We start from the raw sequence: 14,657 nt of genomic DNA on the forward strand, positions 1-14,657 counted from the left end.
TCCTATCTCTATATGGAAGTTTTTTTAACTGCTGACGCTATTGTTGCGTTTATTACCCTAACTTTCTTAGAAATTGTTTTGGGAATTGACAACGTCATTTTTATTTCAATTGTAACGGGCAAGCTCCCGGAAGAAAAAAGAAAAAAAGCCACTCGAATTGGTCTATTTTTAGCCATGTTCATGCGAATAGGCTTACTATTTGCTATCACGTGGTTGATCAAAATGAAAGCCACACTCTTTTCTGTAGATTGGGGTTGGTTTAGTGCGAATTTCAATGGTCAAGCACTAATTTTATTGGCGGGGGGGATCTTTTTGATCTACAAATCCACCAAAGAAATACATGAAAAAGTCGCTCATGTACAAGTTGCAGAAGACGTTAGTGCTACACCCAATGCCAAACAAATTGCAGCGAAATCTTTTGGAAATATCCTTGTTCAAATTCTGTTAATTGATTTGATTTTCTCTGTTGACAGTATTCTAACAGCCGTAGGTATGACCAATGGAATAGCAGGAGCTCTGTATATCATGGTCGCAGCAGTAATCGTTTCTGTTGCCGTAATGATGATTTTTGCTGTACCTGTTGGAACATTCGTCAACAATAATCCTTCCATTCAAATCTTAGCCTTATCCTTCTTAATTTTAATCGGCTTTATGCTTACTACCGAGAGTATGCACTTATCTGACGCTAAATTAGCTGGGCAAGATGTTGGGGCTGTACCTAAAGGCTATCTCTACTTCGCAATCGCTTTTTCACTCGTTGTTGAGTTTATCAATATGCGAATTCGAAAAAGAGCAAAATAGAGAAATGGTGAGTCGTTGAGAGGAACTATACACAAAAAGGGTTCAGTTTAAAAAAACTGAACCCTTTTTGTGTATACGTTTTTTCGATTCAAACTGTAAACTGTAAACCATTACCTATTTAAAAAGCGCTCCGTGACAAAGTCAATATCTTTGATTGATTTTCTTGCCCAATCAATTCGCTTAGCCAATAATTCTTCTTCTGTCAATTGCCATGGGACTGTAGATTCCCTTAATCGCGTTGTTAGGCTTTGAATAATAATGGCAGCCGAAACAGATATATTTAAGCTCTCTGTGAACCCTACCATGGGAATAGTGATAAAATCGTCTGCTTGTTCAATAATTTCAGGAGAGAGTCCCGATTTTTCAGTACCAAAAAAAATAGCTACTGGCTCAGATAAGTCAAACTTATCCAAACTTTGGGCTGTTCCATGAGGTGTTGTTGCAACTATTTTATACCCTTTCGCCTTAATTGCGTCAATACTTCCTTGTATGGAGTTATAGCGGTGAATATCTACCCATTTTTCTGCTCCAAGAGCAATTTGCTTATCAATTCGCTTGCCAAACTTTTGTTCAATTACATGCAAGCTTTGTACACCAAAAACCTCACAACTACGCATAACAGCACTCGTATTATGTAATTGATAGACATCTTCTGCCACAACCGTAATGTGATCTGTTCGATTTGCTAAAACTTCTTTAAATCGCTCTACTCGATTTTCAGTTAAAAAAGTTTCTAAATAAGCTAAGTATTCTTTGTCTTGAAATAGCTTGTTTGAAATATTCATTATATCTTTCGTTTTATTCAAAAAAGCAAAGGTAACAATATTATGGAAAAACGTTTGGTTGTACTTTCAGGAGCAGGAATGAGTGCAGAGAGTGGAATAAAAACCTTTCGAGATGCTGACGGTCTATGGGAAGGGCACGACATTATGGAGGTAGCTTCACCCGTTGGTTGGGCAAAAAACAAAGCAGTAGTTTTAAAGTTTTACAACGATAGACGACGTCAATTGTTGACTTGTAAACCCAATGCAGCGCATTTGGCGATTGCCGAGTTGCAACAACATTTTAAAACGACCGTCATCACACAAAATGTAGATGATCTACACGAGCGTGCTGGAAGTAAAGATGTCATTCACCTACATGGTGAATTATTAAAAGTACGCAGTGAAGTAAATGAACAACTTGTATATACTTGGACAACGGATTTAACGGATTTAGATCGCAATGAACAAGGGCATAGTTTACGCCCTCACATTGTTTGGTTTGGCGAGATGGTTCCAGAACTAGAACGCGCCATTCCCTATGTAGAAGCAGCGGATATTGTGCTGATCATCGGTACATCCTTACAAGTATATCCCGCCGCATCTTTATTAGATTTTGCAAAGCCTGAGGCTTTGGTTTACTATATTGATCTACACCCAGCCTCTACGAAACACTTTCACCGAAAAATAGAAGTCATTGCAGAGAAAGCCTCTGTAGGAATGGCACAAATTCAAGAGCAGTTGATCGAATTAAGTCAGATGATATAAAAAAAGCGGTATGATACCGCTTTTTTTATTTTATTCTTGCTCTAATCCTACTCAGTGAAATTGGCGATATACCAATAAAAGAGGCGATTTGCTTCAATGGAACACGTTGAAACAATGCTTTATCGTGTTCCATTAAATGAAGATACCGATCTTCTGGGGTTAATACCAAAACATCAATGAGCTGTCTTTGCGTTTGTATGGCGTTAAGTTCTGTAATTTGTCTTGCCCAATTGCATATCTCCAGGGATTCTTGAAAGAGTTTCTTCATTGCCACTAAATCGATTTGATACAGGATTGTGTCTTCTAACAACTCAAAACTTTCATCACTGATTGATTGGTAAAAATACCCGAACGAAGCACTCAAAATATCTTTTTCTCGAGCAAATTCAAAAGTAATCTCTTTGTCTTCTGTTGTTACAAAAACACGAACAATCCCCTTTTTTATAAGATACGCATACTTAACTCCCTCCTTGTCTTCTAATAGTCTATATCCTTTAGGCAATACAATAAGCTTAAGGGTTTGCTCAATTAAAGCAACACTTCTTTCACTTAATACTTCTTCCAGTGGTAAATCAGCTCTATTAAAAGTTAACATCTCTTATTTATATTCCATCACAACTTCTCGTTCACCTGTTGCTTCCTCTAGTTTCTCTTCCACTACAACAAATCCCTGTTTTTTGTAAAAGGCAATCGAATTAGTATTCTTAGCGTAAACCCCCAACTCCAACGTTGATTTTCTTTGTTTAACAAACTGCATTAACTCTTTTCCGATTCCTTTTCCTTGTTGTTCAGGAGCGACAAATATGGCTGCGATATAATTTCCTATCAAAGATACAAAACCAAGTATATGTTTTTCTTTTTCATATACATAAGTTTCGCTATTGGGAATGTAAATTTGTGCCATGTCTTCCTTTTTTTCTTGCCAATAATTCGGTTCAATAAAATCATGCGCAATAACAGATGCTTCATACCATAGCTCTACTACTTCTTTGCTGTCTGCAGCCCTAAATAATCGTATCATTTCTTCTCTTTTTAGTGATACAAAAGTACTCAAGGCGATCAAGCTAATGCTTTACTTATGTTAATAAGCGTTTTAACAGGTTGTTCGTGTCCCTTCACTTCTCTCCTCTCTCCTCTATATCTCACCTAGTTTATATTGTTTTTTGTATTCGATGAATATACCTCACCTAGTTGATATTTTGTTTTGGTGTTCGATGAATCTTCACTACGTTTCGATTTTCGCTGCGCTTCGATTTCCTCTCTCCAATAAAAAAAGGAAGCGAGTTGCTTCCTTTTTTTATTAGTTCAAGACCTTTACGCCTTTTAGAAAAATCCATTTCACACAGATTTTATCTCCTTCATCTGTTTTAAAAACCTTAAATTGTGGCGCGAAAACTGTTGCAATAATAGCACTGACAAGTGGTAACCAGATGCCCGATAAATCGGTAAAATACATCAAACCTGTTCGCACTAAAAGAAACAATACAGCAAAGCTCACAAATTGAAACAGCAATGTTTTAGTTCCTGCACTCATAGTCTTTTAATTTTGATTCCTATATTTTCCTTTTTTACTTCCTTCGTATAGCTCATATTTAGCTAAGCGAGCCTCTAATTTACCATTAAATAGCTTAATTTTTCTTGAAGGACGTAAACCTACGTATTTTAACGCATCAATATTTGCGGTAATAAACCAAGCTTCTGTTCCGGGATAGCCTTGCTTTAGGGTATCGCCTATTTCACGGTAGAATCGCTCTAAATCTATATCCAGACGCTCGCCATAAGGGGGATTAAACACCATATGCAAAGGACCTTCTACATCTTTGGAGGTATCGAAAAAATTGAGATTTTCTACTTTAATATATTCTTCCAAGTTGGCATTGCGTACGTTGTCCATCGCTTTCATAACAGCAGAAGGTGCTTTGTCATACCCTTGAATTGTATAGTGAAACTCGCGAACGCGTTTTAGCAAGGAACCTTGGATCACTTCAAACAAATCCGCATCCCAATCATTCCAACGTTCAAAAGCAAACTCCTTTCTATTAATATTAGCGGGTATATTACAAGCGATCATGGCTGCTTCAATCAAGAGTGTACCTGATCCACACATGGGGTCCATAAAGTGGCTTCTTCCATCCCACCCTGACAATAAGAGCATACCCGATGCTAATACTTCATTAATAGGTGCGATATTCGTTGCTGTTTTGTATCCTCGTTGGTGTAAAGAGGCCCCTGATGAATCTAAGGAAACAGTACACATATCACGTTGAATATGTACGTTGATACGCAAATCTGGAAAATCTTTATCAATATTCGGACGCTTGCCCAATTTATCTCTAAATTGATCGACAATAGCATCTTTCGCTTTTAGCGACACGAATAAGCTATTGTTAAACTGATCTGAAAAAACAGTAGAATCAATAACAAAAGATTGATGTGCTCCTAAATATTTACTCCAATCAATACTTTGTATTCCCTTATACAGGTTGCTTTCGTTATACACGGCAAATTGCTTAATTGGAACTAAGATTTTCAATGCTGTACGCAAAGCTAAGTTAGCTTTATATAAAAAACCTTTATCACCTTCAAAACTCACCATACGAGTTCCTTCCTTCACTTTCGTTGCTCCTAAAAGCTGTAGTTCTTTTGCCAAAACTTCTTCCAAACCGAATAAAGTCTTAGCAACCATTTTAAAATTCTCCATTTTTTTATATTGCTATAAGGAATAATTGCATTCGTTATCCAAATGTGCAAAAATAAAGTAAATTTGCAAGCTAATAAAAGATTTAATTTAAAACTATGTCTGAACAGAAGAAAGCTTGGTATGCATCGTGGTTTGATACTCCTTATTATCACATTTTATATAAGGACAGAGATTATGATGAAGCACAACTTTTTATCGATAACCTTACGCACTATTTGAATTTAGCAGAAGATTCTCAGGTGCTAGATTTAGCTTGTGGCAAAGGACGTCATGCCATTTACCTCAACAGCTTAGGCTATGATGTTGTAGGCGCAGATTTATCTGCAAATAGTATTACTGCAGCGAAGGCATTTGAAAATGAAAAACTGCACTTTGAGGTACACGATATGCGTGAACCATTGAAAAAAAAATACGATGCGATCTTTAACTTATTCACGAGTTTTGGTTATTTTAGTCATCCAGAAGATAACATCAAGGCGTTAAAAGCTATGCACAATAGCTTAACTGACTACGGACTAGCTGTGATTGACTTTATGAATGTAAATAAAGTAAGCGCTAATTTAGTAGAAACAGAAGTAAAAACAGTGGACGGTATTGAGTTTCATATCGAACGCAAAATAGAAGATGGCTACATTATCAAAGCTATTCGCTTTCATGCTGATGGTGAAGATCACGCTTACACAGAAAAAGTAAAAGCCTTTACCTTGGAAGATTTTGAAACAATGATGAATGAAAACGACATTTATTTGCTTGATGTATTTGGCGATTACAAATTAAGAAAATTCTATCCGAACGAATCTGATCGATTAATTATGATCTTTAAATAAGCCGATGGCGTATATCGTACCTTTACTAGCCGTAATTATTGGATATTTAATTGCGCTACTTATTCAACCGAAAAACAAAAAACACCTCAAGCTTTTGATGGCGTTTAGTGGTTCTTTCTTGCTTACTTTAACAGTAACGCACTTACTACCTGATGTGTATCAAGCTGCAGTTGGCGATCTTGTAACAGCCGGGGGAGAACATATACACGACCATAGCCACGATCACAGTGGTGCGGGACGCATTGGTTTTTTCATTATGGCTGGTATTGTATTTCAAATTATATTAGAGTATTTCTCTAAAGGAGCTGAACACGGTCACGTACACAGTCATGAAAAGCTAGAACGCATTCCTTGGTTATTGTTTATCAGCTTGTGTATTCACGCCTTTTTTGAAGGAATGCCCATTAGTCAACACAGTGAATTAGCTCTAGGTATAGGTATCCACCATTTGCCTATTGCTATTATTCTGACTGCTTTCTTCATAAATGCACACATGAATAAGAAAATGGTATTCATCTTTATGATGCTCTTTTCTATTATGACTCCTTTGGGAACACTAGTGTCGAGTAATATTCCTCTATTAAACGCGTACTATGCTGAAATATCAGCAGTTGTCGTGGGAATATTGTTCCACATCTCTTCTACTATTATTTTTGAGAGTAACGAAGACCACAAATTTAATATCAATAAACTAATTGCTATATTACTTGGTGTAATTGCAGCTTATTTCATCTAAAAAGCCAAAAGGTTTCTTTTGCCTTTTTAGGTGAAATCGTTTTATTCCTACTTATTTGCAAAAGCATTCATAAGAATATAAACCGTTTGGTTTGTTTTTAGTATTTTTGATGCTGTTACTATTAGTTAGACTTATTTCTATATGAAAAAAACAATGCTTATCACCTCTTTTTTAGCCTTGGCTACACTTGCCTTTGTTGCTTGTGAAAAAGATGATATTTGCGGTAAAGACGAACCGACAACTCCCAATTATAAAATCCAATTCTTTAATTATGAGGATCAAGAGGTACCTCAAAATGGGATGGTAGAAGCATATGCTGTAGGAATACAAGACACGATACGCAATTCGGGAAACACCTTGTTGCTTCCCCTTCGTTTGGATCAACAACAAACCGATTGGATCTTGCAAATTAAAGAAACCAAAGGCAAAGAAACTATTATTTTACGCGACACACTTACCTTAAAATACCGTGTGAATACACACTATTTAAACAAAGCATGTGGCTATGTCTCGACCTTTTCTCTTCTTCAAGATGGTAGCTCTCCTCTTTTAAACGGAAAAGCCAATAGTACAAAAGGCAATTGGATTAAGCTCTATATAACAGAAACAAACGAGATCGATAACAATTTAGCAGACAAAGAAAATGAAAAGGAAGCTCATTTTAAAGTATTTTACTAGTAGTTTAATTCTGTTGTTTTCTGTTGTCATCACTGCACAAGAAAAAAGCAAGGAGTTAACTAATACTACAGAGAAGAACACCCATATGGCTGTTCAAGCACCACCTAAATATCCACAGCGATATGGTTTGCGTTTAGGTGCAGATTTGTTTCGTATCACACGTTCCATGTACGATAAGACCTATAATGGTTTTGAAGTTGTTGGCGACTATAGGCTCAATAAAAAGCTGTTTGCTGTTGCTGAATTAGGTCGTGATAAACTAAATAAAACAGAGAGTACCTACGGATTTACTACAGACGGAACCTATCTTCGCATCGGGGTTGATTACAACCTACATGAAAACTGGTTAGACCGAGAAGACATGATTTACGTAGGTGGACGTTATGGCTTTGCTACTTTTTCTCAAAATTTAGATTGGTACAAACCTTATACTACTTCCGGTTACTTTGATAATCCAGCAATTCCTGTAGATAAAAAATACAGTGGTTTATCAGCCCACTGGGTCGAATTTGTAGCAGGTATAAAAACTAGAGTCTTCAATAATGTTTTTATGGGATTCAGTCTTCGATTGACTGGTTTGATCTCTCAAAAACAACCGAACGATTTCGAAAATTTATACATTCCAGGGTATAATAGAAAATACAGCGGAGCAATTGGCGTAGGTTTTAATTACACCGTTAGCTATTTTATCCCCCTATACAAATCGAATAAAAAAGCATTTACGATTCCTGAAAGTGACGCAAAATACGACTTAGAAGGGAACAAAATTGAGTCAGAAGAACTCAAGATGATTCAAGAAAACAAACAAAAAGCAATAGAACAATAAAAAAAGCCTCAGTAATGGAGGCTTTTTTTATGTGTGCGCAAAGTTTATTAGGATCCTTTGCTATTGTAATTTTTTACCAATTGCTTTAGAAAAGCCCATTGCTTCAATGTTGTTTTAGCTTCTAATGCGGGATATCCCAACACTGTTTTCCCTGCTTCTACATCACCCGTCACACCTGATCCTGCCCCTACTACTACACCGTCACCTAAAGTAACGTGATCTTTAATCGAAGCACTTCCCCCAATAATAACGAAGTTTCCTAAAGTTACAGATCCTGCTAATCCGCTATTTCCAGCCATAATACAACACTTCCCTAAAACTGAATTGTGTCCGATTTGAACTAAATTATCTATTTTACAGCCATCGCCAATAATAGTAGCACTAAACTTCCCGCGATCAACACATGAATTAGCACCTATCTCAACGTGATTTCCAATAACAACATGACCGATTTGAGGAATTTTTACCAACCCTTTTTCTGATGGACAAAACCCAAATCCATCAGCACCAAGTACCGCATTGGGATGAATAATACAGTGATTCCCGATTTGAGTGCGTTCGCGAACAACAGCTCCAGACCAAATGATTGTGTTATCTCCAATCACACTGTGATCCATCACAGTTACATTCGGATATAAAACAACATTCTTTCCAAGCACAACGTGTTCTCCTATATAACATCCAGCTCCAATTTGAGCCCCTTCTCCTACTTGAGCCGTTTCTTCAATAACAGCTTTAGCGTGAATCCCCTCTTTAACAACAGGCAATTTAGGTGCAAAAAAAGCAAGCAACTGCGACATTGCAATATCTACATTATCAACTTTAATGAAAGCGCGATCGTCACCAGGAACAATTGAGATATCTTGGTTAACAATAGCAATACTAGCTTTAGAATTTGCCCACATACGCTCATATTTCTTATTTCCAATAAAGGATATTTGACCGTCTTGTGCCTTTTCTAATTGTTCTGCTGCATGAATTTTCTTTACTGTTGTGCCTATAATTATTCCGTTTAGCACTTCATTAATTTCGTTTAAGGAGTATGTTTTCATTTTAAAATTTGGGTTTCTTGGTTTATACCAAAGAAAACGAATAAAAACTGATTATATTACAACAATATCATTTTTTATTTCAAAAAAATAAAGAATAACAATTAATTAACCTGCAAATCGTTAAAAACAGTAATTTTATTTTGACACTAACCCTAGTGTTTACTTCAAAAACTTATAAATTATACTCTATTTTAACCATTAATAACAATTTATTAATTGATTTATCACTAAAAAGCCAAAACAGAAAAACAAGGAATTAAATATCTATTTTGTGGGTACTTTTCCTTCAAACCAACTCCTTTTAATTGATAAATCAACAAAAACAAGGTTAAAATCAGCTTTACTTTTTTCCTAAAAGGGGTATAAAATGACATAATCGCTAGTAAAATGCGTTTGATCCGTCTTTTTTGTTGTGTACTCTAAAACCTTTTGTGTATCTTATACTACCACAAAAAACCATAAATTACATGAAAACTCTGTTTAAAACTATTGGAAGCTTAATTGCTGAAGAAAACTTTAGTGCCTTACGCGAATTAAAAGTAGAAAAGCCCACACGCTTTAATTGGGTAACTGAAATATTTGAAGGGATACACGTCAAGGAAACTCCCGATAAAACAGCCTTACTCTGGACTGATGGGAAAAAAACGGAACACTATACATTCAAAACTTTATACAACCGTTACAATCAACTTTTGAATTTTTTACGCCAAAAGGGAATACAACAACAAGATGTTATTTTAACTCAAATGATGTTACAGCGCATCAATTGGGTTACGCATTTAGCAACAATTAAAGGAGGATATCGCCTATCTCCCGCAGCGAGTATTTTAGGTGTTAATGACTTAAAATACCGCTTTGAAAAAATTGGTCCTAAAGTAATCCTTGCTGATTCAGACAACGTTGAAAAAATTGATGCAGCAGAAAAGGCGGCTAATATGAGTATTCCTATCAAAATAATCATCGATGGAGAACGCGAAGGATGGTATCCTCTAACTGTGTTAGATGAACAAGCTACAGAAGCCGAAGGAGCTGACACTCAACCCGACGACAATCTCTTTCTCTTTTTTACCTCAGGCACTACGGGAATGCCTAAAATTGTTTGTCACACCCAACTAAGTTATCCTATTGGAAACTTGACAACTGCAGCTTGGATTGGCTTGAAAAAAGACGATATTCACTACAATATTTCTCAACCTGGATGGGCCAAATTTGCTTGGAGTAGCTTATTTGCACCGTGGAGCGTTGGGGCTACTATTTTTGCTTATCACACCAAAGCGCGCTTCCAGGCAAAGACAACCCTATCCTTAATGGAAAAACACAAAATCACAACGCTTTGTGCACCTCCTACTGTATTGCGCTTTTTTATTCAAGAAGATTTAGCTTCCTATCAATTTAGTCTGCGACAATGTGTAGCAGCAGGTGAACCTCTTAATCCTGAAATTATTGAAGAATGGTATGAAGCTACAGGTCTATATATTCGAGACGGTTTTGGTCAAACAGAAAGTACCTGTATGGTAGCCAACTATCCTCATGCAAAATTAAAATACGGTTCTATGGGAAAACCAACCTTTCTCTACGATATTGTAATCGCCGATGAAGAAGGTCGTGAGCTACCCCACAATGAAGAAGGTAATATTTGCGTTAGAACAGACACAGGCAAAATCAATGGTATATTCAAAGAGTATATGTTTGACAAAGAACGACAACGACAAGTATTCAAAAATGGAGTCTACTTTACAGGAGACAAAGCTTACAAAGATGAAGAAGGATATATTTGGTTTATTGGTCGCGATGACGATGTGATTAAAGCATCTGACTACCGCATTGGTCCCTTTGAAGTGGAAAGTGTATTACTTGAGCATCCCATGGTTATTGAATCAGCTGTAGTCGCAAGCCCACATAACATCAAGGGCTTTGAAGTTAAAGCTTTCATTATCCTCAAAGATATCCAACAAGGAAATGCTGCACTTGCTGAGGAATTATTTCAATTCTCCCGTGAACACCTCGCTCCTTATAAAATGCCCCGTAAAATCGAATTTGTAACGGAATTACCCAAAACGATTAGCGGTAAAATAAAACGCGTGGAACTCCGCGCACTACAAGCTGAACGCATGGCTAAAAAAATAGATGTTCCCATGGAGTTTAGTTATTGATGGAAAGAAGGAAGAAGAGAGGAGATTTCCTCTCTCCTCTTTATCTCATTAGGTTTATATTTATTTTGGTATTCGATGAATCTACGCTTCGCTCCGATTTCCCCTCTCCGATTTCCCCTCTTTATCTCATTAGGTTTATATTTATTTTGGTATTCGATGAATCTTCACCACGTTTCGATTTCCTCTTTCCCTTATTTATCGTAACTTTCTGCTATAAAACCAAAAAAACACTGTTATGCTAGTAGAACGTTATGCTTCTTTTGTTCAGGAGTTAGGTCAACATCTTCCTAATCAGCAGATCATCACTAATCCTATCCAAACGATTGCTTACGGAACAGATGCGAGTTTTTACCGTCTCAATCCGCAAGTAGTTGTAGAAGTACACAATGAAGAAGAGGCAATTCAAACCATTAGACTAGCACATCAAAACAAACTTCCAATCACGTATCGCGCAGCAGGGACGAGCTTATCAGGACAAGCTATTACCGATTCTATTTTATTAGTAGCCACCCATCATTGGAAGAATTACACGATTGTAAACAACGGCTTACAAGCTACGTTTCAACCGGGAATAATTGGTGGACGTGCGAATATACTCTTGGCGCCTTATGGGCGTAAAATTGGCCCGGATCCCGGTTCCATTAACGCAGCTATGATTGGCGGAATTGCAGCGAACAATGCCAGTGGAATGTGTTGTGGTACGGCACAAAACTCATACAATACTGTAGCGGATATTCGCCTCGTTTTTTACGACGGAACGGTACTAGATACTGCAGATGCGGTAAGTCGACAACAGTTTAAAACCAAGCATCCAGAAATTATTACTGAAATACAAGCGATTCACGATGAAATACAAAATAACTCAACACTATACGAGCGAATTAAACGCAAATACAAGATCAAAAATACCACAGGGTATAGCTTAAATGCTTTTATAGACTTTCACGATCCTATTGAGATCCTCAAGCACCTCATGATTGGGTCTGAAGGTACACTAGCTTTTATTTCAACGATCACGTATAACACCGTAATTAACCACAAAAAAAAGGCGTGTACGTTACTGGTTTTTGATTCTATTGCTACCGCTTGTCAAGCAGTACCCTATTTGAAAAACAGCCCTGTTGCAGCGGTTGAATTATTAGATCGAAATAGTATTCGATCCATCGAAAATGAGCCTCAAGCTCCTTCTTACTTTAAAACACTCCCTGCATCTGCTTGCTTGTTACTTGTTGAAGTACAAGCTAGTACGCAAGAAGAATTGGAAACCAAACAACGCGAGGTACAACAAGCCGTTAAACCTATTCCAACGCTGGGCGATTTTGTTTTTACCTCTGATCCAAAGGAGTATGCTTTCAATTGGAAAGCACGCAATGGTTTATTACCTACAACTGGAGCTTTAAGAGAAACAGGTACTACGTGTATTATTGAAGATGTTGCTTTTCCTTTAGATCGATTAGCAGAAGCTAGTTTGGCGTTACAACAGCTATTTGCCAAATATCACTATGATGATGCTGTATTATTTGGACATGCTTTAGAAGGAAATTTACACCTCGTCTTTTCGCAAGATTTTAGCACAGCAACGTCTATTCAACGCTATGCAAATCTCATGGATGAGCTCGTAAACTTGGTTGTTCATCAATTTGATGGATCCCTAAAAGCGGAACACGGAACGGGTAGGAATATGGCTCCCTTTGTTGAAAAAGAATGGGGAGAACAAGCCTATGCGCTTATGTTGCGCATCAAACAGGTCTTTGATCCAAATGAGGTCATCAACCCAGGAGTGATGATCAACACAAACCCTAAAATACACTTAGAAAATCTTAAAGCAACACCTGCGACGCATCCTGTTATCGATACGTGCATTGAATGTGGTTTTTGTGAATCACATTGTGTTTCAGAGGGACTCACCTTATCTCCTCGTCAGCGTATCGTTATTGGTCGAGAGATCGCTCGTTTAGAACAAACCAACGACAACCCCACTCTTTTAGCTCTACTGAAAAAAGAAGCACCGTATTTTGTAGATGATACTTGCGCTACAGATGGCCTGTGTGCACTGGCTTGTCCTGTTAAAATAGATACAGGAACCTATGTAAAAACAGTAAGAAGGGATCAATTAACCCCTAAAAATCACCAAGACGCGATCTACTTTGTCGAACATTTAGACCGGCTAACCCAAATCGGTCGATACAGCCTCAAATTTGTGCGTTTTTTTCAACATATACTCGGTGATCGCGCCATGTTGCGATTGACTACTAAAATGCGAAAAATAAGCCATAACCGCCTTCCTCAATGGAATACGGGAATGCCTACAGGAACGAAAAAAAACATTTCCCCTGTTACTACTCCAGTAACGGCAAAGCAAAAAGTGGTTTACTTTCCTTCCTGTATCAATCGAACCATGGGAAAATCGAAAGATTACAGCAAAGGGGAACTAGACTTAAAAGATTTAATTGTTGTACTACTTGAGCGTGCAGGTTATGAAGTAATCTACCCTAAGGGAGTCGACAACTTATGCTGTGGCATGCCTTTTAGCAGTAAAGGCTTTGAAGAAGAAGGAACACAAAAATCTACTGCCCTTGAAACCGCATTGTTAATTGCTTCAGAGCAGGGTGAATACCCCGTTTTATTTGATATGAGTCCTTGTTTTTATACCTTTCACAAACACCATGACGACCAGGCTTTTACATGCTATGACCCTATTGACTTTATCTTGGATATAGCCCTTCCACAATTAACCGTTACCCATCCTCGAGAAGAAGTAACTATTTTTCCTGTTTGTTCTGTGAAGAAACTAGGTTTGGAAGAAAAATTACTCCAAGTAGCCAACCAATGTGCTAAGCATGTAACTATTCTCGATAGCAATTGCTGTGGATTTGCTGGAGATCGCGGTTTTACATTCCCTGAACTCAATCAACATGGAACGCAAAACCTCAAACAACAAATTCCCCCTACTTGTACGGAAGGTTTTTCTACAAGTCGAACCTGTGAAATTGGCTTAACTGCACATAGCGAGCATCCGTTTAAGTCTATTTTCTACCTGATTGAAGAAGTGACAAGGTGATAAATAACTGATTTGAAGTTGGTTGTTTATTTGCTAGTTGTTGAGTTGGTGAGACAATGAGCTAGTGAAGCAATGAACGTAAAAAAACCAATCTACAAAAGGATTGGTTTTTCTTATATCTGAGTATTTTTCTGTTAACCGTTAACTGTTAACCTGATGTAGGTTGTTGAAAGGGTGAGTTGGTGAGACAATGAGCTAGTGAAGCAATGAACTAAAAAAAAAACCAATCTACAAAAGGATTGGTTTTTCTTATATCTGAGTATTTTTCTGTTAACCGTTAACTGTTAACCTGA

At 37.3% G+C, this 14,657-nt stretch carries 14 protein-coding genes; 8 read left to right on the top strand and 6 right to left on the bottom strand.

The annotated features are described in order from the left end of the window. Positions 1 to 12: 12 nt before the first annotated feature. A complete protein-coding gene (locus ACPDG9_RS06695; protein WP_430526987.1) occupies positions 13 to 801 on the top strand; it encodes a TerC family protein in 789 nt (262 codons plus the stop codon). Positions 802 to 911: 110 nt separating this feature from the next. Here the strand turns inward: ACPDG9_RS06695 and ACPDG9_RS06700 are convergent, their stop codons facing one another. Beyond that, positions 912 to 1,586 (bottom strand): TrmH family RNA methyltransferase, encoded by a 675-nt coding sequence (locus ACPDG9_RS06700; protein ID WP_430526988.1) that lies wholly within the window; start codon positions 1,584 to 1,586, stop codon positions 912 to 914. Positions 1,587 to 1,628: 42 nt separating this feature from the next. On the opposite strand from ACPDG9_RS06700, the gene ACPDG9_RS06705 reads away from it, so the two are divergent. Then, entirely contained in the window at positions 1,629 to 2,330 is a 702-nt protein-coding gene (locus ACPDG9_RS06705; protein ID WP_430526989.1) for an SIR2 family NAD-dependent protein deacylase, read from the top strand. 25 nt (positions 2,331 to 2,355) lie between these two features. Here the strand turns inward: ACPDG9_RS06705 and ACPDG9_RS06710 are convergent, their stop codons facing one another. The 4 genes from ACPDG9_RS06710 to ACPDG9_RS06725 all read right to left on the bottom strand — a co-directional run bounded on the left by ACPDG9_RS06710 (position 2,356) and on the right by ACPDG9_RS06725 (position 5,031). Next, on the bottom strand, positions 2,356 to 2,925 hold the full coding sequence (locus ACPDG9_RS06710) for a Crp/Fnr family transcriptional regulator (protein ID WP_430526990.1): 570 nt from the start codon (positions 2,923 to 2,925) through the stop codon (positions 2,356 to 2,358). A 3-nt stretch (positions 2,926 to 2,928) separates the two neighbouring features. After that, positions 2,929 to 3,351: an N-acetyltransferase gene (locus ACPDG9_RS06715; RefSeq protein WP_430526991.1), complete on the bottom strand. Its 423-nt coding sequence runs from the start codon at positions 3,349 to 3,351 to the stop codon at positions 2,929 to 2,931. Between the two features lie 279 nt (positions 3,352 to 3,630). Beyond that, on the bottom strand, positions 3,631 to 3,864 hold the full coding sequence (locus ACPDG9_RS06720; protein ID WP_430526992.1) for a hypothetical protein: 234 nt from the start codon (positions 3,862 to 3,864) through the stop codon (positions 3,631 to 3,633). A 6-nt stretch (positions 3,865 to 3,870) separates the two neighbouring features. After that, positions 3,871 to 5,031, bottom strand: a complete 1,161-nt coding sequence (locus tag ACPDG9_RS06725; RefSeq protein ID WP_430526993.1) for a THUMP domain-containing class I SAM-dependent RNA methyltransferase — start codon at positions 5,029 to 5,031, stop codon at positions 3,871 to 3,873. Between the two features lie 95 nt (positions 5,032 to 5,126). On the opposite strand from ACPDG9_RS06725, the gene ACPDG9_RS06730 reads away from it, so the two are divergent. The 4 genes from ACPDG9_RS06730 to ACPDG9_RS06745 all read left to right on the top strand — a co-directional run bounded on the left by ACPDG9_RS06730 (position 5,127) and on the right by ACPDG9_RS06745 (position 8,098). Then, positions 5,127 to 5,858, top strand: a complete 732-nt coding sequence (locus tag ACPDG9_RS06730; RefSeq protein WP_430526994.1) for a class I SAM-dependent DNA methyltransferase — start codon at positions 5,127 to 5,129, stop codon at positions 5,856 to 5,858. A 4-nt stretch (positions 5,859 to 5,862) separates the two neighbouring features. Then, complete coding sequence (locus ACPDG9_RS06735) at positions 5,863 to 6,594, top strand: ZIP family metal transporter (RefSeq protein ID WP_430526995.1); 732 nt, start codon at positions 5,863 to 5,865, stop codon at positions 6,592 to 6,594. Between the two features lie 141 nt (positions 6,595 to 6,735). Next, complete coding sequence (locus ACPDG9_RS06740) at positions 6,736 to 7,272, top strand: DUF6452 family protein (RefSeq protein WP_430526996.1); 537 nt, start codon at positions 6,736 to 6,738, stop codon at positions 7,270 to 7,272. Continuing rightward, positions 7,238 to 8,098: a DUF6048 family protein gene (locus tag ACPDG9_RS06745; protein ID WP_430526997.1), complete on the top strand. Its 861-nt coding sequence runs from the start codon at positions 7,238 to 7,240 to the stop codon at positions 8,096 to 8,098. The genes ACPDG9_RS06740 and ACPDG9_RS06745 overlap by 35 nt, the downstream gene beginning before the upstream one ends. A gap of 47 nt (positions 8,099 to 8,145) precedes the next feature. Here ACPDG9_RS06745 and lpxD read toward each other — a convergent pair whose 3' ends face one another. Next, positions 8,146 to 9,150 (bottom strand): UDP-3-O-(3-hydroxymyristoyl)glucosamine N-acyltransferase, encoded by a 1,005-nt coding sequence (gene lpxD / locus ACPDG9_RS06750; RefSeq protein WP_430526998.1) that lies wholly within the window; start codon positions 9,148 to 9,150, stop codon positions 8,146 to 8,148. 467 nt (positions 9,151 to 9,617) lie between these two features. Between lpxD and ACPDG9_RS06755 the strand changes: the two genes are divergently transcribed. Both ACPDG9_RS06755 and ACPDG9_RS06760 read left to right on the top strand, forming a co-directional pair. Next, the gene (locus ACPDG9_RS06755; protein ID WP_430526999.1) at positions 9,618 to 11,303 is read left to right on the top strand and encodes an acyl-CoA synthetase; all 1,686 of its coding nucleotides are present in this window, start codon (positions 9,618 to 9,620) and stop codon (positions 11,301 to 11,303) included. 235 nt (positions 11,304 to 11,538) lie between these two features. Continuing rightward, complete coding sequence (locus ACPDG9_RS06760; protein ID WP_430527000.1) at positions 11,539 to 14,364, top strand: FAD-binding and (Fe-S)-binding domain-containing protein; 2,826 nt, start codon at positions 11,539 to 11,541, stop codon at positions 14,362 to 14,364. Positions 14,365 to 14,657 lie beyond the last annotated feature (293 nt).

Origin of the sequence: Myroides sp. C6-3 (genome assembly GCF_050522425.1) — a bacterium.
GTDB lineage: Bacteria > Bacteroidota > Bacteroidia > Flavobacteriales > Flavobacteriaceae > Flavobacterium.